24 protein-coding genes are annotated in these 23,167 nt (G+C 53.3%); 11 read left to right on the top strand and 13 right to left on the bottom strand.

The features are described 5' to 3' along the window. Positions 1–351: 351 nt before the first annotated feature. Positions 352–609 carry an Ogr/Delta-like zinc finger protein gene (locus tag QSK07_RS01230; protein ID WP_285720236.1) on the bottom strand — a complete coding sequence of 86 codons (258 nt, stop codon included), beginning with the start codon at positions 607–609 and terminating at the stop codon, positions 352–354. A gap of 385 nt (positions 610–994) precedes the next feature. On the opposite strand from QSK07_RS01230, the gene QSK07_RS01225 reads away from it, so the two are divergent. Then, positions 995–1,312 (top strand): hypothetical protein, encoded by a 318-nt coding sequence (locus tag QSK07_RS01225; RefSeq protein WP_285720235.1) that lies wholly within the window; start codon positions 995–997, stop codon positions 1,310–1,312. Position 1,313: 1 nt separating this feature from the next. Here the strand turns inward: QSK07_RS01225 and QSK07_RS01220 are convergent, their stop codons facing one another. Beyond that, entirely contained in the window at positions 1,314–2,102 is a 789-nt protein-coding gene (locus tag QSK07_RS01220; protein WP_285720234.1) for a DUF4225 domain-containing protein, read from the bottom strand. 82 nt (positions 2,103–2,184) lie between these two features. Here QSK07_RS01220 and QSK07_RS01215 point away from each other — a divergent pair, with 82 nt between their 5' ends. Next, positions 2,185–2,667: an Hcp family type VI secretion system effector gene (locus QSK07_RS01215; protein ID WP_041457006.1), complete on the top strand. Its 483-nt coding sequence runs from the start codon at positions 2,185–2,187 to the stop codon at positions 2,665–2,667. A 310-nt stretch (positions 2,668–2,977) separates the two neighbouring features. Here QSK07_RS01215 and QSK07_RS01210 read toward each other — a convergent pair whose 3' ends face one another. Further along, a complete protein-coding gene (locus tag QSK07_RS01210) occupies positions 2,978–3,847 on the bottom strand; it encodes a helix-turn-helix domain-containing protein (protein WP_285720233.1) in 870 nt (289 codons plus the stop codon). Between the two features lie 178 nt (positions 3,848–4,025). Here QSK07_RS01210 and QSK07_RS01205 point away from each other — a divergent pair, with 178 nt between their 5' ends. Further along, complete coding sequence (locus QSK07_RS01205) at positions 4,026–4,925, top strand: DMT family transporter (RefSeq protein ID WP_098053146.1); 900 nt, start codon at positions 4,026–4,028, stop codon at positions 4,923–4,925. A 36-nt stretch (positions 4,926–4,961) separates the two neighbouring features. On the opposite strand, the gene QSK07_RS01200 is transcribed toward QSK07_RS01205, so the two are convergent. Next, the gene (locus QSK07_RS01200; protein WP_098052702.1) at positions 4,962–5,195 is read right to left on the bottom strand and encodes a hypothetical protein; all 234 of its coding nucleotides are present in this window, start codon (positions 5,193–5,195) and stop codon (positions 4,962–4,964) included. 295 nt (positions 5,196–5,490) lie between these two features. Between QSK07_RS01200 and QSK07_RS01195 the strand changes: the two genes are divergently transcribed. After that, on the top strand, positions 5,491–6,717 hold the full coding sequence (locus QSK07_RS01195; RefSeq protein WP_285720232.1) for an L-lactate MFS transporter: 1,227 nt from the start codon (positions 5,491–5,493) through the stop codon (positions 6,715–6,717). A 47-nt stretch (positions 6,718–6,764) separates the two neighbouring features. On the opposite strand, the gene QSK07_RS01190 is transcribed toward QSK07_RS01195, so the two are convergent. From QSK07_RS01190 to QSK07_RS01170, 5 genes are all read right to left on the bottom strand, one after another. Then, entirely contained in the window at positions 6,765–7,640 is an 876-nt protein-coding gene (locus QSK07_RS01190) for an SMP-30/gluconolactonase/LRE family protein (RefSeq protein ID WP_275221103.1), read from the bottom strand. 512 nt (positions 7,641–8,152) lie between these two features. Further along, complete coding sequence (locus tag QSK07_RS01185; RefSeq protein WP_285720231.1) at positions 8,153–8,434, bottom strand: putative periplasmic lipoprotein; 282 nt, start codon at positions 8,432–8,434, stop codon at positions 8,153–8,155. Between the two features lie 264 nt (positions 8,435–8,698). Continuing rightward, the gene (locus QSK07_RS01180) at positions 8,699–9,514 is read right to left on the bottom strand and encodes a hypothetical protein (protein ID WP_285720230.1); all 816 of its coding nucleotides are present in this window, start codon (positions 9,512–9,514) and stop codon (positions 8,699–8,701) included. Between the two features lie 9 nt (positions 9,515–9,523). Further along, positions 9,524–9,976: a universal stress protein gene (locus QSK07_RS01175; protein WP_285720229.1), complete on the bottom strand. Its 453-nt coding sequence runs from the start codon at positions 9,974–9,976 to the stop codon at positions 9,524–9,526. 7 nt (positions 9,977–9,983) lie between these two features. Further along, positions 9,984–10,769: an IclR family transcriptional regulator gene (locus QSK07_RS01170; protein ID WP_098052696.1), complete on the bottom strand. Its 786-nt coding sequence runs from the start codon at positions 10,767–10,769 to the stop codon at positions 9,984–9,986. 149 nt (positions 10,770–10,918) lie between these two features. On the opposite strand from QSK07_RS01170, the gene QSK07_RS01165 reads away from it, so the two are divergent. The 3 genes from QSK07_RS01165 to ypdK all read left to right on the top strand — a co-directional run bounded on the left by QSK07_RS01165 (position 10,919) and on the right by ypdK (position 13,824). Beyond that, the gene (locus QSK07_RS01165) at positions 10,919–12,517 is read left to right on the top strand and encodes an MFS transporter (RefSeq protein ID WP_098052695.1); all 1,599 of its coding nucleotides are present in this window, start codon (positions 10,919–10,921) and stop codon (positions 12,515–12,517) included. Between the two features lie 2 nt (positions 12,518–12,519). Further along, positions 12,520–13,548: an HlyD family secretion protein gene (locus QSK07_RS01160; RefSeq protein ID WP_098052694.1), complete on the top strand. Its 1,029-nt coding sequence runs from the start codon at positions 12,520–12,522 to the stop codon at positions 13,546–13,548. Positions 13,549–13,749: 201 nt separating this feature from the next. Then, complete coding sequence (gene ypdK, locus QSK07_RS01155) at positions 13,750–13,824, top strand: membrane protein YpdK (RefSeq protein ID WP_099257831.1); 75 nt, start codon at positions 13,750–13,752, stop codon at positions 13,822–13,824. Between the two features lie 51 nt (positions 13,825–13,875). Here the strand turns inward: ypdK and alaC are convergent, their stop codons facing one another. Together alaC and QSK07_RS01145 are read right to left on the bottom strand one after the other, a co-directional pair. After that, positions 13,876–15,108 (bottom strand): alanine transaminase, encoded by a 1,233-nt coding sequence (gene alaC, locus QSK07_RS01150; RefSeq protein WP_098052692.1) that lies wholly within the window; start codon positions 15,106–15,108, stop codon positions 13,876–13,878. A gap of 116 nt (positions 15,109–15,224) precedes the next feature. Beyond that, positions 15,225–15,749, bottom strand: a complete 525-nt coding sequence (locus QSK07_RS01145; RefSeq protein WP_098053145.1) for a GNAT family N-acetyltransferase — start codon at positions 15,747–15,749, stop codon at positions 15,225–15,227. Between the two features lie 278 nt (positions 15,750–16,027). Between QSK07_RS01145 and QSK07_RS01140 the strand changes: the two genes are divergently transcribed. Next, a complete protein-coding gene (locus tag QSK07_RS01140; protein WP_285720592.1) occupies positions 16,028–17,698 on the top strand; it encodes a sensor histidine kinase in 1,671 nt (556 codons plus the stop codon). After that, positions 17,695–18,423: a LytR/AlgR family response regulator transcription factor gene (locus tag QSK07_RS01135; RefSeq protein WP_098052690.1), complete on the top strand. Its 729-nt coding sequence runs from the start codon at positions 17,695–17,697 to the stop codon at positions 18,421–18,423. Before QSK07_RS01140 ends, QSK07_RS01135 begins: the two co-directional genes overlap by 4 nt. A 134-nt stretch (positions 18,424–18,557) precedes the next feature. On the opposite strand, the gene glk is transcribed toward QSK07_RS01135, so the two are convergent. After that, positions 18,558–19,523, bottom strand: a complete 966-nt coding sequence (gene glk / locus QSK07_RS01130) for a glucokinase (protein WP_098052689.1) — start codon at positions 19,521–19,523, stop codon at positions 18,558–18,560. Positions 19,524–19,683: 160 nt separating this feature from the next. Continuing rightward, positions 19,684–21,336: an indolepyruvate decarboxylase gene (gene ipdC / locus QSK07_RS01125; protein WP_285720228.1), complete on the bottom strand. Its 1,653-nt coding sequence runs from the start codon at positions 21,334–21,336 to the stop codon at positions 19,684–19,686. A 219-nt stretch (positions 21,337–21,555) separates the two neighbouring features. Between ipdC and mgrA the strand changes: the two genes are divergently transcribed. Together mgrA and QSK07_RS01115 are read left to right on the top strand one after the other, a co-directional pair. Then, entirely contained in the window at positions 21,556–22,545 is a 990-nt protein-coding gene (gene mgrA, locus QSK07_RS01120) for an L-glyceraldehyde 3-phosphate reductase (protein WP_098052687.1), read from the top strand. Positions 22,546–22,714: 169 nt separating this feature from the next. Beyond that, positions 22,715–23,128 carry a DUF2502 domain-containing protein gene (locus tag QSK07_RS01115; RefSeq protein WP_285720227.1) on the top strand — a complete coding sequence of 138 codons (414 nt, stop codon included), beginning with the start codon at positions 22,715–22,717 and terminating at the stop codon, positions 23,126–23,128. Positions 23,129–23,167: the final 39 nt, after the last annotated feature.

Below are 23,167 nucleotides of genomic sequence, written 5' to 3'. Positions count from 1 at the left end.
TACACCGCACCCGCCTGCGGTTTTCGTATCAAGAAATTATTTCAGTTTCACTTTTATTCAAAGCACTATCTCCGCCTGCAGCAGCAGAGGGTTTACGGCTCATAACCCTAACTGAAATCGTTGAAAGGAATTTCACTTTTTTCAGTTTCGCAACAACTTCAGGTCATCCAAATTGCGATTAAATTATTGATATTTATGGCAATTTTATTTTTACGTAAACAAGGAGAACAATCTTATTCAAAATGAATTTAATGTAATTAATTGATATTTAATGACTTTATCAAAATTACTACTGAAATTTTTTCATCTAAATAAGTAAGCCGGGCGCTCCCGTTCCGCCCGGCATATCCTTTAACTCTTAATCTCTTCCTCTCTGAGCAATGCAAGCACTTGTTTACGTTCATCCTGCCCAAGTGCGTTTAGCAGTTCCCTTACCCTTCCATCTCCAACTAACGCACTGGGACTGATGGTATGTGAAAACGAGACGTTCATTACAAAGGTGTGCCCACATTCCAGATTGGTGCACTGGCAGTAAACATCCGACAGCTGGGGGGGCTTTCTGTTGGTTTTGCGTATCGTTGCGTTTGTCAGGCAAACCGGGCAAGTCATTCAGTCGCAGCTCAACAGTTCAGATAAAAAGCAGTATGTTTTGAATAATAAATATTCACTTTCTGTCTTTAGCAGAATTACTTATAGACTGTGGCGGTAAACATTAATTATTTTAGATTATTAAATCCGCGTCAGATGCAATGATCTTGCAAACGAACTACTCAGAACCTGGCTGGATGAGAGTATTAAAATCAAGTTTTTCATTTAAAAAAACGCCTGAAAACTCAATTAAACTATGAAAGATTAAATTATAGATCAATGAAAAAACCAATACCGAGCAATCTAAAATTAACAGGCAGCTTATTGAAAGATAATGTAATTTTTTCTGGCAACATCCAGTGCACATGAGTTATGATCGGTCTAAACTTACAGCTTTGGTGACAATATGAATACTTTTGAAATTGAAAAAAAACTTGCTGGGAACGGTTTCAATGCGAAAGATATTGCTGCTTTAAGAATGCAAGCCGAGAAAAGTGGAACGACTTACCCCGCTTTACTTAAAGAGCTCAGCATGCGCTTTATTGCTTCAATATTCCTGGTACTCATTCTTGCTATTGTCTGGATTTACACGATTATATACAAGGATAGCCTGGCTATTACTTCATACTCAATAACAATGCTAATCATAGCTCCAATTTTTTACATTTTCACACCGATGAAGTTAGGCTACAAATCATTCCGATACACTAGAAAAATTGATTGATTTATTTTTTATTATCGTATATCGATTTAAGTGCAGAGTAGTCGTTATATATTTCTACGCCTAACTCAAAACGGCTCATATCTTTGACACCCCGAACAAAATCGGAGTTAATGTAGTAAAAAAGACGAAATGCTTCAGGTTTTCTTATCAGCCTGAACATGCCGTACGCAGAGAGAGCAAGATCCATACTGCTGTAAGCAATTTCACCTGTTTTTTGATCGAAGCCTAAAAATTTTGCTGCTCCAATGTAACCGTCTTTTAAGAAACCCTGGGCATCGTTTTTTCCTGTAATAACATTCATCACACCTTCCTGAACGCCATTCACGCCATGTAGTGTGAGCATCGCACCAAATCCAACCCCTATTATATTCCCGGTTGCAGCTGATGCGGCCATGACTCCAAACCCAGCCACTACCTGTAACCCACTCAGCACGACTCCAACACCATTGATTACATAACCCCAGAAATCACCTTGCTGAACGAATTGTACTGAAGCATGCAATGCCGCCTGACCTGTCCGAAGAAGCTGATCTTGTCTCATTAGATTACGATGCTCTTCTTTCAGATTTTGTATACATTGCTGGCAATCTTCATCTGTGGCACCTGAACGGATAGTATCCATCTGAGCATTAACAAAAATCTTCACTTCATCCTGAAACTGAATCCTGTTGTAACCATCAGACAGGTGAATCAAAGAGTAGTGATTTGATGTATTAAGCAGCTGATTAGCCTCAGCATTAGCCATAGTCAGAAAGTAATTCTTGAATCGGTCTGGTTTCCAGTAGTCCATGACTGTGCCTTTATGTCATTATACGCATCGTTAAGTTTATTTAATCAGATTCCCCTTCCCAGGGAAAGCAAAAGGACCAGCTATGAGTACAGATCTCTTCTTAAAAATCGATGGCATTACAGGCGAATCACAGGACAGCAACCATAAAGGCTGGATTGCTATTGAATCTTTCACGTGGGGTGCAAACCAGCCAGGGAACATGTCGGTTGGGGGTGGCGGTGGTGCAGGAAAGGTTCAGTATCGCGACTTATCAGTTCAGGCACTCATTGACAAAGCTACTCCAGCAATTATGCGCTATGTATCCAACGGCAAGCATGTAGGCAAGGTTGAGCTTTCGGTATGTAAAGCCGGAGGAAGCCAAATTGAGTACTGTCGCATTACGCTTGAAGACGTCCTCATCACTAATGTGGTTTTCAATGGCACTACAAATCGTGATCTGATCGGAGTCTCATATCAGTTCCAGGCATCAAAAGTCAGGACACAGTACTGGGAACAATCAGCGAGTGGCGGCAAAGGCGCTGAAACTCAGTCAGGGTGGGATATTAAAGGTAACAAAGAACTGTAATATCTCAGGAAAGTTGGGTAATTTAGCACATGCTAAATCTTGTTATTTATTTAAGGTGTCATTAAAAAATGACACCTTCATATTTTATCAGGCAGTAGTCACGTCGCTAAAGTTATAATCATTAATCCGATAAGACAGCCTTAAAGAAAGTTATTAATCATTATAAAAGTAAAAAATCACATATTAAGACAAAGTTACAATAAATTTTTATGCTCTGAAAAAATCATTGAACAATGGTTCAATGGTAATTCAAAAATCAGATAGTTTATTCGGCTTAATATCAGTAATTATAACGGCAAGTTCAGAAATTTCATCGACTCCCCCGCCGACATGCCGAAGGCGTCATGCCATAAACCTGACGGAAACGGTGGCTGAAGTGCGCTGAAGAGTGGAAACCACACTTAAGCGCTATTTCAGTCAGCGTCAGGTCGGGCCGATCAAGTAATGTTCGCGCACGATCCATACGACGACGCATCACAAACTGATGTGGCGCTTCGCCCGCGGTATGACGGAACATACGGGCAAAGTGAAACTCACTCAATGCCGCTTCCTGCGCCAGCACTGATAGGGTTAATGGCTGGTCGAGATGGGTTTCAATAAATTCCAGAACACGCCGTAACACCACCGGAGCCAGTCCGCCCCGCACCTGTGGCAGTTGCCATTTAACCTCACTGTAGTGCTGCAATAGATGGGTCAGAAGCAGGGTTGAAGCGCTGCTCAATGTCAGCTGACTGGCGGGCTGTTGCCAGTCGCTGCTCAGCAGAAAGTGTCGATAAAGCTGGGTAATGCGCTCATCAGCAGAAAAGACTTTCTCATGCAGATTTAACTGTGCCGGGCTGCGGTCCCAGACCTGTTCGGCCAGTTGCCGCAGCTGATTTTCGCTGCAATAGAGATGAACAAAAGCGAGGTCGGCACGCAAATCCCAGGTTGATTCCGTGCCTGCGGGCATCAGACAGAAGCGATCCGGTGCGCCACCGTTACGCCAGCCGTGCGCTGTTTTATGCCAGGTATCGTAGCCGCCCGCCACATAAAGACTCAGCGTGTGATGATCGCTCAGATTGGTAACGCGATCGCCACTATTAAACCAGGCGGCCAGCTGAATACCATTGTTGAGTTGTACCTGATCGCGCAGTTGTGCTTTGTGGCGTTGCAACATTTCAAAGGTCTGATAGGTACGCATCGGGGGTATCAGTTCAGATAAACAGAGGGCCAGTTTACGGATTGCCGGGGACAGAAAACAGGTCACATCGGGACGAAAGATAAAAATGCGCAAGATTTTACAAACCCGGCGCAATCCGCTGCAAGAGCCTGGTGCGTTACCCGTGCAGACTCGGCGTTTTGTGGTGGAGAACCTGACAATGAACCTGTTTTTGTATCTTTCTGTCGTGCTCATCTGGGGGACAACCTGGATTGCGATTTATGCGCAACAGTCTGCTGGCATGGGGGCCGTAACTGTCGCAGTGTTCTGGCGATTTTTACTGGCTTCACTGGTCATGTTATTGCTGCTTAAGCTGATAAAACGACTGCACAGGCTGACCCTGCGCGATCATCTTTTCTGCATGCTGCAAGGCTGCTGCGTCTTTGGCTTCAACTTTGTCTGTTTCTATTACGCTTCAGGCTATATCAGCAGCGGACTGGAGTCGGTCATTTTCTCTATGGCGGTCATGTATAACGCCATTAACAGCTGGATCTTTTTCCGTCAGCGCCCTTCCGCACGTCTCATTCCGGCAATCGTGCTGGGCATGGCCGGCATCGTTGCGCTATTCTGGCACGATCTGCGCAGCACGCAGGCCTCTGCCGGGCTGATGTGGGGCATTGGTTTGAGTGCGCTGGGCACGCTGGGATTTTCACTTGGCAATATGATCAGTCAGCGGCATCAGCGTCTGCAACGCGACGTACTGACAACGAACAGTTACGGCATGTTGTATGGCGCGCTGATGATGGCACTGGTCTCACTGCTACAAGGTGTTTCGCTGCAGCCAATATGGAATGCCCAGTGGCTTGGTGCATTAACCTATCTGGCTATCGTGGGATCGGTAATAGGGTTCGGGGCCTACTTTACGCTGGTGGGACGTATCGGAGCCAGTCGGGCTGCCTACACAACGGTTCTGTTTCCACTGGTTGCACTGGCACTCTCAACCCGGTACGAAGGCTATGAATGGCATGTCAGCGCCATCCCTGGCCTTGTCATGATTCTGCTGGGCAATATCGTGATGTTTGCCCGCTGGCCGGCAAGCCGTCGCCGGGTAATTATCTGACGCGGAGGCGGGCTCAGACCCGCGTCCGGACAGGCATTATGCCCACTGCTGCTGAAGAAGTTTCTGTGGTTGATTGATCGCTTTACGCGCAATCCAGTAGAGCAGAACACGCTCATCGTCGCTATCACGATCGGCCATCGACAAAAGCTTCAATGCCAGCGTCGATTTGGTCACAGGCTGTTGTTCTGTACTGAGTTCAACCACCGCCTGACCGATGATGCAGCAAACTTCGTCCTCACTGGTTGTGGATTCATATGTCCGGTCTTTCATATTTCCTCCTGATAAGTGAACTATCAGCCTGGCAAAAGATTCGGAAGGCTGCTCACATAATCGGCTTGCTGAAACATTCTATTACGGGTGGTTACGCTTATTGATTAAGCTGCTGCTTTGGTTACTTTTAACGCAACACTGTATTATCGCTGCAGACCTGCATTGTGTCATTCATACCGCCTGAATGGCATTTCATTCCCTGATAGGTTCCGTTCATACCTTTGTTGCTCACGCGCGTGAATCACTGCTTTATTCTGACCGCAGTTTCCAGATTCCCGGACGGGAGAGATAAATTATGAACCAGACTCAACAGGCTTCTTACCAGCGTTCCCGCTGGCTTACATTGTTCGGAACGGTAATCACTCAGTTTGCGCTGGGGTCAGTTTATACATGGAGTTTGTTCAACGGCCAGCTGTCACAGAAGCTGGATGCACCGATCAGTCAGGTCGCATTTTCCTTTGGCCTGCTGAGTTTAGGTCTGGCTATCGCCTCTTCGCTGGCCGGAAAATTACAGGAACGTTTTGGCGTACGCCGCGTCACTATTGGTGCGGGTATACTGATGGCTTTGGGCTTCTGGCTCACCGCACACGCAAATAACCTGATGATGCTCTACTTCAGTGCCGGACTGCTGGTCGGTCTGGCCGATGGTGCCGGTTACCTGATGACGCTGTCAAACTGCGTGAAATGGTTCCCGGAGCGTAAGGGGATGATCTCTGCCTGTGCAATTGGCGCTTACGGCCTTGGCAGTCTGGGATTTAAGTTTATCTGCGGAGCACTGCTGGCGACGGTTGGTCTTGAACAGACCTTTATAATCTGGGGCGTGCTGGCCATGTCGATGATTATTCTCGGTGCGCTGCTGATGCGTGAAGCGCCACTGCAGCAGACCGGGACCACCGCCAAAGGTCAGCAATATGCGCGGGATTACACGCTGGCACAGTCGGTGCGTCTGCCGCAGTACTGGATGCTGGCGCTGATGTTCCTGACCGCCTGTATGAGTGGACTCTATGTGATAGGGGTTGCCAAAGATATCGGCGAAGGTCTGGTGCATCTCTCCACGCAGACTGCTGCCAGCGCAGTTACGGTGATAGCGATTGCTAACCTGAGTGGTCGTCTGGTGCTGGGGGTACTCTCTGACAAAATGCTGCGTATCCGGGTCATTTCGCTGGCGCAGGTTGTGTCGCTGATCGGTATGAGTGTGCTGCTGTTTACCCGGATGAATGAGGTCACCTTCTTCCTGTCACTCGCCTGTGTGGCCTTTAGCTTTGGCGGGACCATCACGGTGTTCCCATCATTGGTCAGTGATTTCTTTGGCCTCAACAACCTGACAAAAAACTATGGCCTGCTCTATCTCGGCTTTGGTATCGGCAGCGTGCTGGGTTCGCTGGTCGCCTCGCTGTTTGGTGGTTTCACTGTCACCTTCAGCCTGATTATGACGCTGCTGGTCATCTCCTTGTTCCTGTCGCTCACCATCCGACTGCCGCAAAGTTCGGTCACAGCAGAGCCGATGTTGCAACGCCACTGACTTCACGGACAACGACCATGGGCCGCCATAGCGCGGCCCGTTAACATTCAGCCGCGGAATCGCGGCTCTGCTATTCCCGCTACCGCGACGTCCACGGCAAAGATATCGCCTGACTGCGGATAACGTGCAAGTTCCTCTTCCGTGCGATCTTCCCGCGAACTGGTGATAAACAGCGTTTTAAGATCGGCTCCGCCAAAGGCCACCATGGTTGGCCACTTCACCGGCAGCAGAATCTCATCGACGATTTCGCTGCTCTGCGGATCGATACGTACCACGCGTCCGCCATCAAACTGTGCTGACCAGTAAAAACCTTCGCTATCTACCGCGGCACCATCCGGTAATCCTCCTTTCGCGTCAAAACGACGGAACAGCATGCGCTCACCCGGTTCGCCCTGCTCGCTTAACGGATAGCGATAGAGCGCCTCATTCGGCGTGTCACTGTGATACATCCAGCGCCGGTCCGGAGAGAACGCCAGCCCGTTGGAAATTTTTATATCCTGCGCCTTCACTTCCAGCTTCAGGTCAGGCGTTACGCGGCATAACAGACCGCCATTTTTATCCTGCGGTTCCCACAGGCTGCCGCACCAGAAGTTACCCCAGGGATCCACACGGCCATCATTAAAGCGACTTTGCGCGGCCACACCGGGATTCTCTGTGATCTTTTTCTCTGGTTTACCCAGCGCATCCAGCAGCCAGACACCATTGCGCAATGCGGCTATCAGCCCGCCCTGCTCACGCAGACCGATGCACCCTACCTCTTCCGCCTGCGGGAAGGTCTGCAATTCACCGCTGACCGGATCAAAACGGTGAATGGCCGGCGCCAGAATATCGACGCAATACAGCACCTGTTCTTCTGATGACCAGAGCGGGCATTCCCCGAGTTCAGCCTGTAACGCCAGAATATTTTTTACGTTATGCGCCATGTTTCTCTCCCATTGAAATGACATGCTAATAATGTAGTGGTAAAAACTTTCAAATGAGAATTATTTTCGCTTGATTTTAAGACCATTCTCTTTGATAGTAATTATTATTCAGCTCATTCCGATTTCCTTATTTCATGCCGCGGCAAAATGCAGCACTCTGAAATATTCCGTCATATCTTATTAAATAACTCTACAAAGCCTGCATCTTCACTCCACTTTTCCAGCGTAGTGTCGTAGTCATTGGAAAAGAGGAGAGGTTTCCGATGAAGAGATTAATTAAAGTCGCTTCGGTGGTTGCGCTGATGACATTACTAAGCGGTTGTATCATCAGCCCCAGACACGACAATGGCTGGCACCGCGGGGGTGGCGGCGGATATCATGGAGGCTACTATGGAGGTTATCACGGTGGGTATCATGGCGGTCACCATCGCCACTAACGGGCAAAGATGTCACACAGCATAAAATAAAAGCAGTTAACTTTAAGGGCGGGATAATTATCCCGCCCGTTTTATTTAGCTTTTCAGCGCATAATTACACTGGAACCAGACTTTCTTCAGCCCTGGTATATGACTTTCCTGGGCAGGTAGCGCCTCAACTTTATCAAAGCCTTTATTACTGCAGTAATTCGCCAGATCGATATCCATTGCATCACGATTGACCTTTGTCGGGTCAAAACGGTACTGCACGGTATTCGAGCTGAGATCTTCATCAACGCGTTCAAATGCCCCGGGTTTGCTGGCAGTACATCCACTCAGCAGAATCAGCGCCAGTGCGCCGGTAATTCGTTTTTTCATTTGGTTATCCTCACGTTGCCGCGCAGTGTATGACGCAGCATGCCACGCATCTATAGGATTAATGCGCGAAAATTAAAACTTGAGAAGCTTTTACCAATTAATGCAATACGATTAAACGGCTATCACTATCGTTCCAGAAGTGACAGGATGTCATCAGACCAAACGAAGACTGCACCACACCAGGAAATGCCAAAAATAAAAATCTGTTCCTCTCTCTTCCCTGCCCGCGCTTAGCGGGCTTTTTTTCGCCCACTAAGCGCAAGTTTACTGACCGGTCAATGCCACCATTCTACGTAACAGGTTAGCGGCGCGCTTGTCAGGTAATGCCAGAATGGCACTGTAGAGGTCAATCGACATGGCACACAGCGAAGAGCGATCGACCGCCGTGTCGGCAGGCATATTCAGCTGCTGCAGTTTGTCGCCCCACTTCAGATAAAGCTGGCCGACAATCTTTTGCAAATCATCCTGCGCCTGCGTCTTGTCAAGGGGCTGCTCGGGCGGCGGGCTATTGAGCAGCAGCAGCTCCATGGCATCGGCCTCTTTCTGATTCAGCGAGGCTGGGAGTGTGGTCTGCAAATTGATGCCACCACTCACCTGGGGGTAGAGATAACGGAAGCAGAGGCCCGGATCGATGTGGTTCAGTGCCCGCATCTCTTCCACCGAGACGCTGATATAGTTAACGACCGCCGCATCTGTTCCGCGCATCAGTCGCTGATTAATCACCTCAATCAGCCAGCCACGCAGTTCACCTGTCGCCCTGTCAGGCTGCTCGCCCGCACGGATCCGCCGGGTCAGTTCCTGAGTCAGCAACAGCCATAATGCCGGTTCCTGCGTCTGCAATACCCGATAGCCAGGCATCTTTGCCAGCTGATTCACCGCCTGCTCATGTTGAGCAGTCTGCTGCTGATGCGGCGCGACCCAGCTGAACCAGAGCAGATTTGCCAGTATCAGTGGCAACAGAAAGAGGATCAGCCCCTGCCACAAACGCAGCCGGGTGGTTTTGATCAGCACAATCACGATCAGCGCCAGCAGCGCCAGCAGCGCAAACGCGGCCAGCGTAATAAAAAGCAGAGAGTTCATTCTGCGGGATTAATCCTTACGCACATCGATCAGCACAGGGCATTGAGCACGCTCAATAACTGAAGCGCTGACCGAGCCTTTTAACAGCCGATTAAAAGAAGAGAGGTGGCGACGTCCCATGATAATCATACTGGCCTTAAGCTGTTGCGACTGGGCAACGATGGTGTCTGCTGCGTCACCCGCCAGGATCATGCCACGCGCATTAATGCCCGCGCGCAATAACGGTGCCAGCGCATGGCGTACCACCATTTCCGCCGTGTTCTGCTCATCCTGCGCCGCCACAAAATCGGCCGGATCTTCACCCGCGTCGATTTCCATCGGCTGATTGCAGGAGGAATAAGCAGGATCGACACAGCACAGCACCACCACATCGGCGCGATGCGCCAGCGCTTCGTCAATGGTTAAGGCAACCACTTTCTCCGCCACCGGAGAGTGATCAATGGCCATCAGCAGGGTTTTCATCAGATGCTTATCCTTCTATCGTGGCGACTTTGCCGATTTCACGCACCAGCGCCTCTTTGCACTTCAGCATCTCGTCACGAAAACGGGCTTCGTGACGCAGAAAACGTGCAGAAGGCACCAGCAAAGAGACAGAAAAGCGACCAAACAGCGTATCCAGCGCAAACGCCATGGTAGAGATACCTTCCAGCGTTTCACCCCGATCCACGGCGATACCGGTTTCGCGCACTTCCCTGATAAGTTGCAGCAACTGCGGCAGGGTTTTCACCGTCATATCGGTCAACTCCTGCCAGGCGTCACCGACGATCGTCCGCACATCTTTTTCACACTCCAGCGCCAGCAGTGCCCGTCCGCCGGAGGTGCTGTAGAGCGGCAAATTGAGTCCCATATGTGGAACGACCCGCAGCTCCCGCGACGCGACCACGTGGTGAATGATCGCCAGCTGGCTGCCGCTGGCGCGTGCCAGTGAAACCGTCTCGTTGGTGTCGGAAGAGAGTTTTTCCAGTAGCGGACTGACCAGATCGACCACATCGGTATGCACGCTGGAGATCAGTTTTAACAGCGCCGGCCCCAGACGCAGTCCGCCTGCCCCGCTGCTGCGCACCAGCTCGGCGCTGTCGAGCGCGGCAACGATGCGCTGCACCGTTGAACGGGGCAGTTCTACTGCCTGAGCTATCTCGCCGAGGCTCATGCCGCCCGGCTGTTCGCCCAGCGCATTAAGAATTTTTGCCGCACGGGCGATGACCTGAATGCCGCCCGTTTTTTCATCCTCACGGCTGGAGGGTTGATGTGCCATAGCGTCGTCCTGTTTGAGCTGCCTTACTGTAGCGCGAATGCCGCACTTTTTACAGTCTGTACCACATTGCAATACAGCATACCGGGATGTAATATTACGCTCTGTATCACATCGCAGTACACTGCATCATAATAACGAGATCGCCTGCAATGAACGCTAAGCCAGCCGCCGCGCCGGCCCCTCATCCTTTTACACTACGACTGGCGATTGGCCTGGTCGGCGTGCTCATTGCTGCCCTGACCTCCGGGCTGAACGATCGCGTCAGTGATATCGCGCTGGCTGATATCCGGGCTGCTATAGGCATCGGTTACGATCAGGGTAGCTGGATTATTTCCGGTTATCAGGCGGCAGAAGTGGCTGCCATGATGATCGCGCCCTGGTTTGCCGTCACTCTGTCGCTGCGGCGTTTTACACTGGGCGTATCAGCAGGATTTATGCTGACCGGCATTCTGCTGCCGCTGGTGCCGGATCCGACGTTTTTTATCAGCCTGCGCGTACTGCAGGGTTTGTTTGGTGGCGCACTGCCGCCAATGCTGATGACCGTCGCCCTGCGCTTTCTGCCGCCGCCCTTCAAGCTGTTTGGCCTGGCGGGTTATGCCCTGACCGCGACATTTGGCCCCAATATGGCGGCCTCACTGGCATCGTTATGGACCGACCACGTCAACTGGATGATGGTGTTCTGGCAGGTCGTGCCATTAATGCTCATTGCCATGGTACTGATAAGCTGGGGATTGCCGCAGGACCCGCTGCGTCCGGAACGCTTCCAGCAGATCGATCTGTTCGGCATGCTGACCGGCTGCAGCGCGGTTGCGTTGCTGGTTCTGGTGCTGACTCAGGGTGAGCGTCTTGACTGGCTGAACTCGCCATTGATCGCCGGTATGCTGCTGACCGCGCTGCCGTTGCTGCTGGTTTTCCTGATTAATGAGTGGTTTCACCCGCTGCCCCTGTTTAAATTGCAGATGCTGCGGCGGCCCAATCTGGCGCATGGCTTGCTGGGACTGGCCTGCGTGCTCATCCTTGGTCTGTCAGGCTCCGCTTTGCCGTCGGCCTATTTTGCTCAGGTCAGCGGCTTTCGCACCCTGGAGTTTGCCCCGCTGGCGCTGGCGGTCGGCCTGCCGCAACTACTGATCGCACCGCTGATTGCGGCCCTGCTGAATATTCGCTGGATTGACTGCCGCTGGATGCTGACGGCGGGCGTCGGCCTGCTGGTAACGTCCTGTCTGCTGGGCTCGCAAATCACCAGTGAATGGGCGCGCCAGAATTTCTGGCTGCTGCAGATTCTGCAGGCGTTCGGGCAACCGATGATTATTCTGCCGATACTGATGAGCGCCACCAGCGTAGTGGCACCGCCAGAAGGCCCGTTTGCCTCGGCGATGTTTAATACGGTGCGCGGCTTCTCCAGCATTACCGCCTCCACGCTGGTTGAGGTTTTCCTCTCTCATCGCGAGCAGTTTCACTCCAGTGTTCTGATTGATCAGGCCGCCAGTCGCAGCTGGCTGATGACCGCACCAGCGGCGGATCAGGCCAGTCGCAGCCTGCCGCTGCTGCCGGACGGCAGCATCAGCGCCAGCGATAATCTCAGCGGATTCGCCACGCTGGTCCGGCATCAGGCCACAGTACTGAGTCTGAGCGACAGCTGGCTGATGCTGACCGGTTTTGCCGCCTGCCTGTTACTGCTTACCGCCATCCTGCCGAAACGGGTCTGGCCGCCTCAAACTTTGCTTCAAAACCCCTCCCGGAATAACTGAATATGCGTGCTTTCGAAATGAAAAGAACTCTGGTGCTCACACTGCTGCTGCTGGTGTTACTGGCCATCGCTTTTGCAGTCTGGTCACTGATGAGCGACAACGATCACCGCACCAACGACGCTTACGTTAATGCGGATTACACTCTGGTCGCGCCAAAAGTCTCCGGCTACATCAGCCATGTGCAGGTGCAGGATAATCAGCAGGTCAAAGCCGGTCAGCTGCTGGCAACGCTGGACGACCGTGACTATCGTGTGGCGCTGGAGAGTGCCGAGGCTGATCTGCAGGTGAGTCAGGCGAAACTGCTGAGCAGTCAGGCCCAGCTTGAACAGCAGCAGTCGGTGATTGATCAGCAGAAAGCCAGCGTTGCGGCCAGCCAGGCGTCCGCGCAGTATGCCGGACAGAGCGCCGATCGCTACAACCGACTTTATAAAAGCGGCACCGTAGCCGCCGACGATCAGCAAAAATCCAGCGCTAACCAGCGCTCGGCGCTGGCAGCGGTGCATCAGAGTCAGGCTGCCCTGGCGTCGGCAGTGAAACAGGTCGGCGTATTACAGGCTGCGGTGCGTTCAGCGGAAGCGGATGTCGCAGCGGCTAAAGCCAGCGTCGATCAGGCCAGGCTGAATCTCTCCTACACGCGAATCACGGCGCCCGTTGACGGCATGGTCGGTCAGCGCTCAGTGCGGATCGGCGCTTACGTGTCAGCCGGAACCCGCCTGCTGGCAGTGGTGCCGCTGCAACAGACCTACATTACCGCTAACTACCTTGAAACGCAGTTAAGCGATGTGCGTCCGGGTCAGCGGGTGCAAATCCGTGTCGATGCCCTGCCAGGCAAGACCTTTACCGGCCATGTGGACAGCATCGCACCCGCCACCGGCGCAACTTTTTCCGCGATTGCTCCTGATAACGCCACCGGCAACTACACTAAAGTCGTTCAACGTCTGCCGGTTAAAATTGTGCTGGATAGTGACCAACAGCATCTGGCTCAGTTACGTGTCGGCATGTCGGCGATCCCGGAAATTCAGGTGCCGTAAAATTGTGAGCAATATCTCAGAACGGACCTATTTCATTTAGGCAGGATTACGCGTAAATTAGCGCCTGATCCTGTTCTGAGTTATTCAGATCGACCCGGAAATGAGCAGACCATTACTGAAATGGCGATCTCTTTTCCACAGCTGTTCGCGTTGCACTGGTTTGGGATCGCCATCATCGTAACCGCTCAGAGGAGTTGCTTTGTGAAATATGCCTTGATGGGAATATCTTTTTTCGCGTTACTTTGGTTCGGAACCTTTGTTCTGCTGCTGAAGTGATGGCGTGACAGTGCCGCCACGGGGCGACCATTGCGTCGCCCCTGCTGGCTGTCAGTGCTCTTCTTCTGTTTTCATACTGCCTGGCAAAACGCCATCGACACGAAACATCGCTTTAATTCCCCGTACTGCCTGACGGATGCGATCGCTGTTTTCAATCAGTGCAAAACGCACGTGCGTATCACCATAGTCGCCAAACCCGATACCGGGCGAAACACAGACTTTCGCCTCCTGCAGCATATGTTTGGCAAACTCCAGCGACCCCAGATGCGCGTAATGGTCCGGAATTTTTGCCCAGACGTACATCGAGGCTTTCGGGTTATCGACCATCCAGCCCGCTTCATGCAATCCCTTCACCAGCACATCACGGCGGCGTTTGTACTGCTCTGCAATGTCGCGGACACACTGTTGATCCCCTTCCAGCGCCGCAATTGCCGCCACCTGGAGCGGCGTAAAGGTGCCGTAGTCATGGTAACTTTTGATCCGTGCCAGCGCGGCGACCAGCTCTTTGTTGCCCACCATAAAACCGATGCGCCAGCCCGCCATGTTGTAGCTTTTTGACAGGGTAAAGAACTCGACGGCAACATCACGCGCACCTGGCACCTGCATAATCGACGGCGCTTTCCAGCCATCGTAGACGATGTCGGCATAGGCCAGATCGTGGATCACCAGCACGTTGTATTGTTTTGCCAGCGCAATCACCCGCTCGAAAAAGTCGAGTTCCACACACTGTGCGGTGGGATTGGACGGGAAGCCAAGGATCATCATTTTTGGCTTGGGGTAGCTCTCACGAATGGCGCGTTCCAGCTCATTGAAGAAGTCGACACCTGCCACCAGCGGCACTGAGCGCACCTGCGCTCCAGCAATCACCGCACCGTAGATATGAATCGGATAGCTAGGGTTCGGTACCAGCACGGTATCACCATGATCCAGCGTCGCCAGCATCAGATGCGCCAGTCCCTCTTTGGAGCCGATAGTCACAATCGCCTCAGATTCGGGATCGATCTCCACCTGGTAACGATCGGCGTACCAGCGCGAGATCGCCCGGCGCAGACGCGGAATACCGCGCGAGGTGGAATAACCGTGGGTGTCGTCGCGCTGCGCTACCTGACATAACTTTTCGACGATGTGCGGCGGGGTCGGGCCATCAGGGTTGCCCATTGAAAAGTCGATGATATCTTCGCCGCGCCGGCGCGCAGCCATCTTCAGTTCAGCGGTGATGTTGAAAACGTAAGGGGGTAAACGTTCAATACGTGAGAAACGACGGGGTGTGCTGTTATCAGCCATGATGTCCTCTGGATTACGTAAGCGCCCGGACCGTCCGAGCGACGCGGGTCACTGCGGTGACCCGTTACGAACATAACGCGGTGAGGATCGTTTTGTCGAGGGGGCAGAAAATATTTTTATTTTTGCGGATTCAGTCGTCCCAGCAGCCAATCGTTCACCCAGCAGCCGTTCAGCAGATAATTATCCCGTAGCGTGCCCTCCAGCTGGAAGCCGTTTTTCTCCAGAATCCGGCGTGACGCCCAGTTACCTTCAACCACCATCGCCTTGAGTTTATGGAAATCGGCTTCAAGCAGAAACTGACACAGCGCCGCCAGCGCCTCGCTGCCATAGCCCTGTCCGCAGTGGCAATGCAGCAGCATATAACCCACCTCAGCCTGACGGTATGGCTCCCACTCCGGGCTGCAGCCAAACAGGCCGATCGGCTCACCGCTGTCGCGTCGCCGTGCCACCAGGCAGAGCATATGAAAACTGCCTGGCTGCCACGGAGCCAGACGCTCGGTGAATCGCTGGCGAATATCCGCTTCATCGGGAATCTCGCTCACCCAGGTCATGGTGCCGCGGTCTTCATGGACGGCACGAAACAGTTGCCAGTCTTCTGGCTGTAATTTATTCAGGGTTAATCTGGCGGTGACAAGTTGCATTTGCTGCTCCCGATGGGCGCGGTTTTCCAGCGGTCGCTGGCGCGCATCATCGCGCAACATAGCAAAATGGCATCACAGCGACCAGCGCAGGCAGGATGAAAAACTGTTCCCCTTTATTGTACTCAACCTTTCCTCTTTTTATGCACAGGCCATAAAAATTGATCTGAAACACGAAGTCCCGGTGTGATTGTGCGGGGTGCTAGCGGTTCGCGATCACATTTTTTATCATAGGGACACTTTCCATTGCCAACGAGCCGCCTGTGTCCTCCCACTTCACGATGTTACTGGCAGTATTTGACCGCGCCGCCCTGATGTTGATCTGCCTGTTCTTCCTGACGCGCACCCGCCCGTTTCGTCAGCTGCTGCAAAAAGATGAACACACACGCGCGGAGAAAGTGGCGGTGACGGCCATCTTTTCCCTGTTTGCGCTGTTCAGTACCTGGTCCGGGGTCAATGTCGACGGTTCGCTGCTGAATGTGCGTGTCATCGCCGTGATGGCGGGCGGCATTCTGTTTGGTCCCTGGGTTGGCATCACCACCGGTGTGATCGCGGGGCTGCACCGTTTTCTGATCGATATTCACGGCGTGACCTCGGTACCCTGTCTGATTACCAGCATTATTGCCGGTATCGTCGCGGGCGGTATTAACCGGCGGGTGCTGAAAGAGCATCGCTGGCGTGCCGGCATCGCCGGCGGCATGTTGTGTGAGGCCCTGACGATGGTGCTGATCGTCCTGTGGGCGCGCCCAACCTCACTCGGGCTGGCAATTGTGTCGGAGATTGCCCTGCCGATGATTCTCGGTGCCGCCAGTATCGGTATCATTGTGTTGCTGGTGCAGAGCGTCGAGGGAGAGAAAGAGGCGATTGCCGCCCGTCAGGCCAAGCTGGCGCTGGAGATCGCCAACAAAACCCTGCCGCTGTTTCGTCAGGTGAACAGCGATTCACTTCGCAACATCTGTGACATTATCCGGCGGGAGATCAAAGCCGATGCAGTGGCGATGACCGACAAGAAACAGATTCTGGCCTACGTCGGCTATGGCGAACACAACTATCAACATGGGGATGATGGCATCAGCCCCACCACGGCGCAGTCGATCGCCAGCGGTAAAATTATTATTAAGAACAACGATGAAGCGCACCGCACCAAAGATATCCATTCGATGATCGTCATCCCGCTGTGGGAAAAAGGTAAAGTCACCGGCACGCTGAAAATCTACTATCGCCGCGCGCACCGTATTACCGGCTCGCTGAAGGAGATGGCCATCGGCCTGTCGCAAATTATCTCTACCCAGCTTGAAGTGTCGCGCGCCGAGCAGCTACGTGAGATGGCCAATAAAGCGGAACTGCGCGCGCTGCAAAGTAAAATAAATCCCCATTTCCTGTTCAATGCCCTGAATGCCATCTCCTCTTCTATCCGGCTTAATCCCGATACCGCCCGCCAGCTGGTGATTAACCTGTCACGCTACCTGCGCTATAACCTGGAGCTGAACGATGATGAACTGATCGATATTCGTAAGGAGCTGTGGCAGGTCAAAGATTACATCGCCATTGAGCAGGCACGGTTTGGCGATAAGCTGACGATGATCTATGACGTCGACGAAGATCTGCATTTTCTGCTGCCAAGTCTGCTGATCCAGCCGCTGGTGGAGAATGCGATTGTGCATGGCATCCAGCCCTGTAAAGGTAAAGGCGTGGTGACACTGAGCGTACGGGATCTAGGCGATCGGGTGCGGGTTTCAGTTCGGGATACCGGCCAGGGCATCAGTGAGCAGGTGATGGAGCGGGTAGCACGCAATGAGATGCCCGGTAATAAAATTGGCCTGCTCAATGTGCATCATCGGGTAAAACTTCTGTCGGGTCAGGGACTGAACATCGTGCGGCACCAGCCGGGCACCGAGATTTCCTTTACGCTGAGTAAGAATGGCCAGCGCCTGGCGGAGAATCTGTTATGAAAGCCATTATTGTGGAAGATGAATTCCTGGCGCAGCAGGAGCTGAGCTGGATGATTCAGCATCACAGCAAAATCGAGATTGAAGCCTGCTTTGACGATGGCCTCGACGTGCTGAAGTATCTGCAACAGCATCGGATCGATGTGATTTTTCTCGACATCAACATTCCTTCGCTGGATGGCATGCTGCTGGCACAGAATATCCATCAGTTTGCGCACAAGCCGCTGATTGTCTTTATCACCGCGTGGAAAGAGCATGCGGTGGAGGCATTTGAGCTGGAGGCGTTTGACTACATTCTCAAACCTTATCAGGAGTCGCGGATTGTCACCATGCTGAACAAGCTGGAAGCCACGGCACAGGCGCAGCAGGCGGTCAGCCATCTCAGCGCCACGCCAGCGCCGCAGACGGTCAACCTGATTAAAGATGAGCGCATTATCGTTACGGACGTGAACGATATTTACTACGTAGAGGCCCATGAAAAGCTGACGTTTGTGTACACGCGGCGCGACTCTTACGTGATGTCGATGAATATTACCGAATTCTGTTCACGTCTGCCGGAGCAGCAGTTCTTCCGCTGCCACCGCTCTTACTGCGTCAGCCTCAGCAAGATCCGCGAAATTGAGCCGTGGTTTAACAACACTTATCTGCTGAAGCTGCGCGATCTGGAGTTTCAGGTGCCGGTGAGCCGCAGCAAGGTGAAGCAGTTTCGGCAGCTGATGCGCCTGTAGTGCTGGAGTGGCGAATGTTTCAGGAGAACGTGTGGTGAAGCCGAAAATGATGTCCCGAACCTGCCCAGCTTAAGCAGGCAGGCCAGGAAAATCGAACGCGCACAACGTGGCCGTGTGCGCGAGGTGTCACTGAATCAGATAATGCGACCCAGCGTCTGACGCAGATGCGCGCCCGCGCCCAGCAGGCCAGGCTGATCGTGCGTGATCATATAGACCGGGATGCTGGCAACATAGTCGCGGAAGCGGCCTTTGTCTTCGAAAGCGGCACGGAAACCTGACGCCTTAAAGAACTCCAGGAAACGTGGCACGATGCCACCCGCTATGTAGACGCCACCAAAGGTGCCGAGGTTCAATGCCAGATTGCCACCGAAACGGCCCATGATAACGCAGAACATCGACAGCGCCCGACGGCAGTCGATGCAGCTGTCATCCAGCGCACGCTGGCTGACATCTTTCGGCTTCAGGTTTTCCGGCACTCGATTATCGACTTTAACAATCGCACGATAGAGGTTAACCAGACCGGCACCGGACAGGATACGTTCTGCTGAAACATGGCCCAGCTCTTCACGCAGCACTTCCAGAATCTGATCTTCTTCTTCGCTGTTCGCGGCGAAATCGACATGACCGCCCTCGCCTGGCAAGCTGACCCAGCGTTTGTCAACGTGCACCAGATGGCTGACGCCTAATCCGGTACCGGCACCATAAATCGCGACAGGCTTGTCTTTAACCGGGGCTGTGCCGCCAAACTGAATCACGTTGTCGGCGGTCAGCATCGGAATCGCCATGGATACCGCAGTGAAGTCGTTAATGATTTCCAGGTGTTCAAAACCGATGTTCTCTTTGAGCTTGCGCGTAGAAAACGCCCAGTCATGGTTGGTCATTTCAACCCAGTCATCGGTAATCGGGCAGGCGATAGCGATACAGCCATCTTTAACATCCTGCTGTTGTTCATCAAGATAGTGGCGGATGACGGCTTCGAGGCTGTCGTATTCTGATGTTGAGAATGTTTTGGCCTGGGTGATGCTGCCGCTTTCCACCTCACACAGGGCGAGGCGTGCGTTAGTACCGCCGACATCGCCGACCAAGGCATAGGTTGTCATTCTTCTGTTGCTCCGCTTGGGGTCTTAAGAGTTGGAGGACACTATAAATTTCTGCCCATAAAACAACAACGCTCACCGGTGCGATTGGTGAGCGTCTTACTCAGGTGTGCTACAGCCTAACCGCGATAGTCCACCCTGCACAGCGGCAACTATCTGAATCTTAGCCGCCGTTGCGATGATTCAGGCAGGCGGTGACTTTTCGTAACAGTGGCGGCAAATCCTCTTTCTGCATGACCACCTCAACCAGCGACAGCCATTGAGGCGCGGAAAGTCGCGCCATCACCTCGTCTAACTGCACCGTTTCACTGATGCGCCAGCTCTGCGCCTGGCCCTGCAGACTCAGTGCGTGCGGTAAGGCCGTCCAGTTCCACTGAGCAATATCATTATAACGCTGTGTTGCGCCATGAATGGCCCGTTCGACGGTATAGCCTTCATTATTCAGCAAAAAGATAATCAGTTGCTGCTCATCCCGCAGCATTGAACCCAGTTCCTGAATCGTCAGCTGCGCTGAACCGTCTCCGATAATCAGGATAACCCGGCGATCGGGGTCAGCGGTCTGTGCGCCAAATGCTGCCGGAAGAGTATAGCCGATTGATCCCCATAATGGCTGAACCACCAGCTGCGCCTGCGAGGGCAGTCGCAACGCAGCGGCACCAAAAGCGGCTGTCCCCTGCTCCGCCAGAATCAGGTCGCCGGGTTGCAGAAAAGCCTGCATCGCCTGCCAGAAAGCCTGCTGACTGATCACGGTGGCCGGTTCCGCCGGTTGCACGGCAGACGGTGCTATGGCGGGCTGCCACTGCTGGCCGTAGTGTTCAAACAGCGGTTGCAGCTCGCTCAGCGCATCCGCCATCGATAACGGTGCAAAATGCTCTCCGCCCACGCTGGCGCTGAAGGGTTGCAGATCGATCAGTCGCTCAGGCGCAAACTGCTGCGTAAAGCCTGCTGTAATCGTGTCGGTGAAACGCACCCCGACGCAGATCGCCACATCTACCTGCTCAATCTGTCCGCACACCTGACCTGCACTGGCTTCACCAGCATAGGTCCCCACATAACCCGGCTGCTGCTCGTCCAGTACGCCTTTACCCATCAGCAGGCTGGCGCAGGGAATCGCACGCTTTTCACGCAGCGCGGCCAGGGCAGACTGCTGCTGCCAGCGCAGTGCCAGAAAATCGGCCAGCAGTGAAACGCGCTCTGCCGGTGCCAGCAATTGCTTCGCCGCGTCCCGGAAAGCGCGGCGCGCATCGGGCGAAGAGGATTGATGACGATTCAGGGGCTGAACAGGTGGCTGCACCTCGATGGCTGCCACGTCAACGGCCAGCGACAGATAGCCGGGACGACGGGCCTGTAACGCGTGCTCTATTACCCTGTCAATCTCAGCAGCGGCATTGTCGGCAGTGAGTTGTGCCGTTGCGGCACTGACTTCGGCGGCCATGCGTATGAAATGCCGGAAATCGCCATCACCCAGCGAATGGTGGACACAGTCACCCTGTAATTGTGCTGAAGCCGCAGGCGCGCCAACGATATGGATCACCGGCAGATACTCAGCATAACTGCCTGCGACGCCGTTAATCGCGCTAAGTTCGCCAACACCGAAGGTAGTTAACAGCGCTCCAGCGCCGTTGCAGCGTGCATAGCCGTCCGCCGCATAGGCGGCATTAAGCTCATTGGCACAGCCCACCCAGCTGATATCCGGATGGTCGATGACCCGATCAAGAAACTGCAGGTTATAGTCACCCGGCACGCCAAACAGATGCTTTATACCTATCTCCTGCAGACGGGTCAGCAGGTAATCTCCAACAGTGAATGTGGACATTGCGCAATCCTTTCAGGGAAGAGTTGGGTTAAGTATCTGACAGCCGATGAAATTAGCGAGGAGTGCCGCACTTTCCGCCAGCCACAATGGCTGGAAAGCCGGCGTTACGCTGGCGGGATATTCTGTAAAAACACGAACTGCTGCGCGCTGTCACTGAGTGTAACCGTATACACTGATAGACTTTTGGCACATATCCCCGTTTTTACTCAGGAGCGCTGAATGTCCTTTTTCCCCCATCCCGATCGCTATCAACAGATGGAATACCGTCGCAGCGGCCGCAGCGGCATTAAACTACCTGCCATTTCGCTGGGACTGTGGCACAACTTTGGTGACAGCACCCGGGTCGATAACAGCCGTGAGCTGCTGCGTCATGCGTTTGACCTCGGCATCACCCACTTCGACTTAGCGAATAACTACGGCCCGCCTCCTGGCTCAGCGGAGGAGAATTTCGGGCGTATTCTGCGTGAAGATTTTCGTGCCCATCGTGATGAGCTGATTATCTCCACTAAAGCGGGCTATACCATGTGGCAGGGGCCTTATGGCGACTGGGGTTCACGTAAGTATCTGGTTGCAAGCCTGGATCAGAGCCTGAAGCGCATGGGGCTGGAGTATGTGGATATTTTCTATCATCACCGCCCCGATCCGGAAACGCCGCTGGAAGAAACCATGCGCGCGCTGGATCATGTGGTGCGCCAGGGCAAAGCGCTTTACGCAGCTCTTTCTAACTATCCGGCCGATCTTGCTGCTGAGGCGATTGCTATCCTGCGCGATCTCGGCACCCCTTGTCTGATCCACCAGCCGCGCTATTCGATGTTTGAACGAACGCCTGAAAAGGGATTGATTCAGACCCTGGGTGATGAGGGCGTCGGCTGCATCGCATTCTCGCCGCTGGCAGGCGGCGTGCTCACCGATCGCTATCTGCAGGGCATCCCGGAAGATTCACGTGCGGCCAGCGGCAGCAAATTCCTGACCGAGAATCAGTTGACGGATGAGAAGATGGAGAAGGTCCGTAAGCTAAACGTGATTGCGCAGCAGCGCGAGCAGAAGCTGGCGCAGATGGCTCTGGCGTGGGTGCTGCGCGATGATCGCGTCACCTCGGTGCTGATCGGGGCCAGTAAAACGGCCCAGATCGATGACGCGGTGGCAATGCTCGCCCGACGTCAGTTCAGCGACACGGAGTTAGCAGCGATTGACGCGGCCCTGCTGTAATTTTCCCCGCCCGGCGCAGGCCGGGTGTTTTCTCGCCAGAATAGTCTCAATCCCCTTTCTCTCCCCAATTTCCTCACAATCTTCCGACACAATGATGCGGTAACAACAGCAATACGCAGGCATAATCACTGCGCCGCAACAGCATCAGACTGTTGATGAGGAGAAAATAATGAAAAGAGCACTTATTTTTGCTGCCCTGCTGGCGGTATTCTCGCCGCTGGTAAACCACACAGCTGAGGCCTCCAGTGCCTCTATTACTCTGGCCCCCGGCGTTACGCTGAATCTGGGCGATCGCGATAATCGTGGTTATTACTGGGATGGCGGCCGCTGGCGTGAACCGCGCTGGTGGAATGATCGTTATTCCTATAACGAACGCCGCTGGTGGCGACACGAAGAGTGGCGGCGTCAGCAGCAGTGGGAGCGTGAACGCCGCTGGCATGAGCGCGATCGTGAACGCCGCTGGGATCATCAGCATCGCCGCGATCGTGACTGGGATCGTCATGACCGTGGTGGTCCTGGCCCGCGTGGTTTTGGGCCTCATGGACCCGGTGGACCCGGCCCGCATGGCCACGATCGTCACTAATAAAAAACGCCCGGCTTTTTGCCGGGCGTTTTATGTTTC

The organism is Pantoea sp. QMID4, from assembly GCF_030270445.1.
Taxonomy (GTDB): Bacteria; Pseudomonadota; Gammaproteobacteria; order Enterobacterales; family Enterobacteriaceae; genus Pantoea; species Pantoea vagans.
The sequence above is the reverse complement of the archived record's forward strand: the minus strand, read 5'-3'. Positions and strand labels throughout refer to the sequence as shown.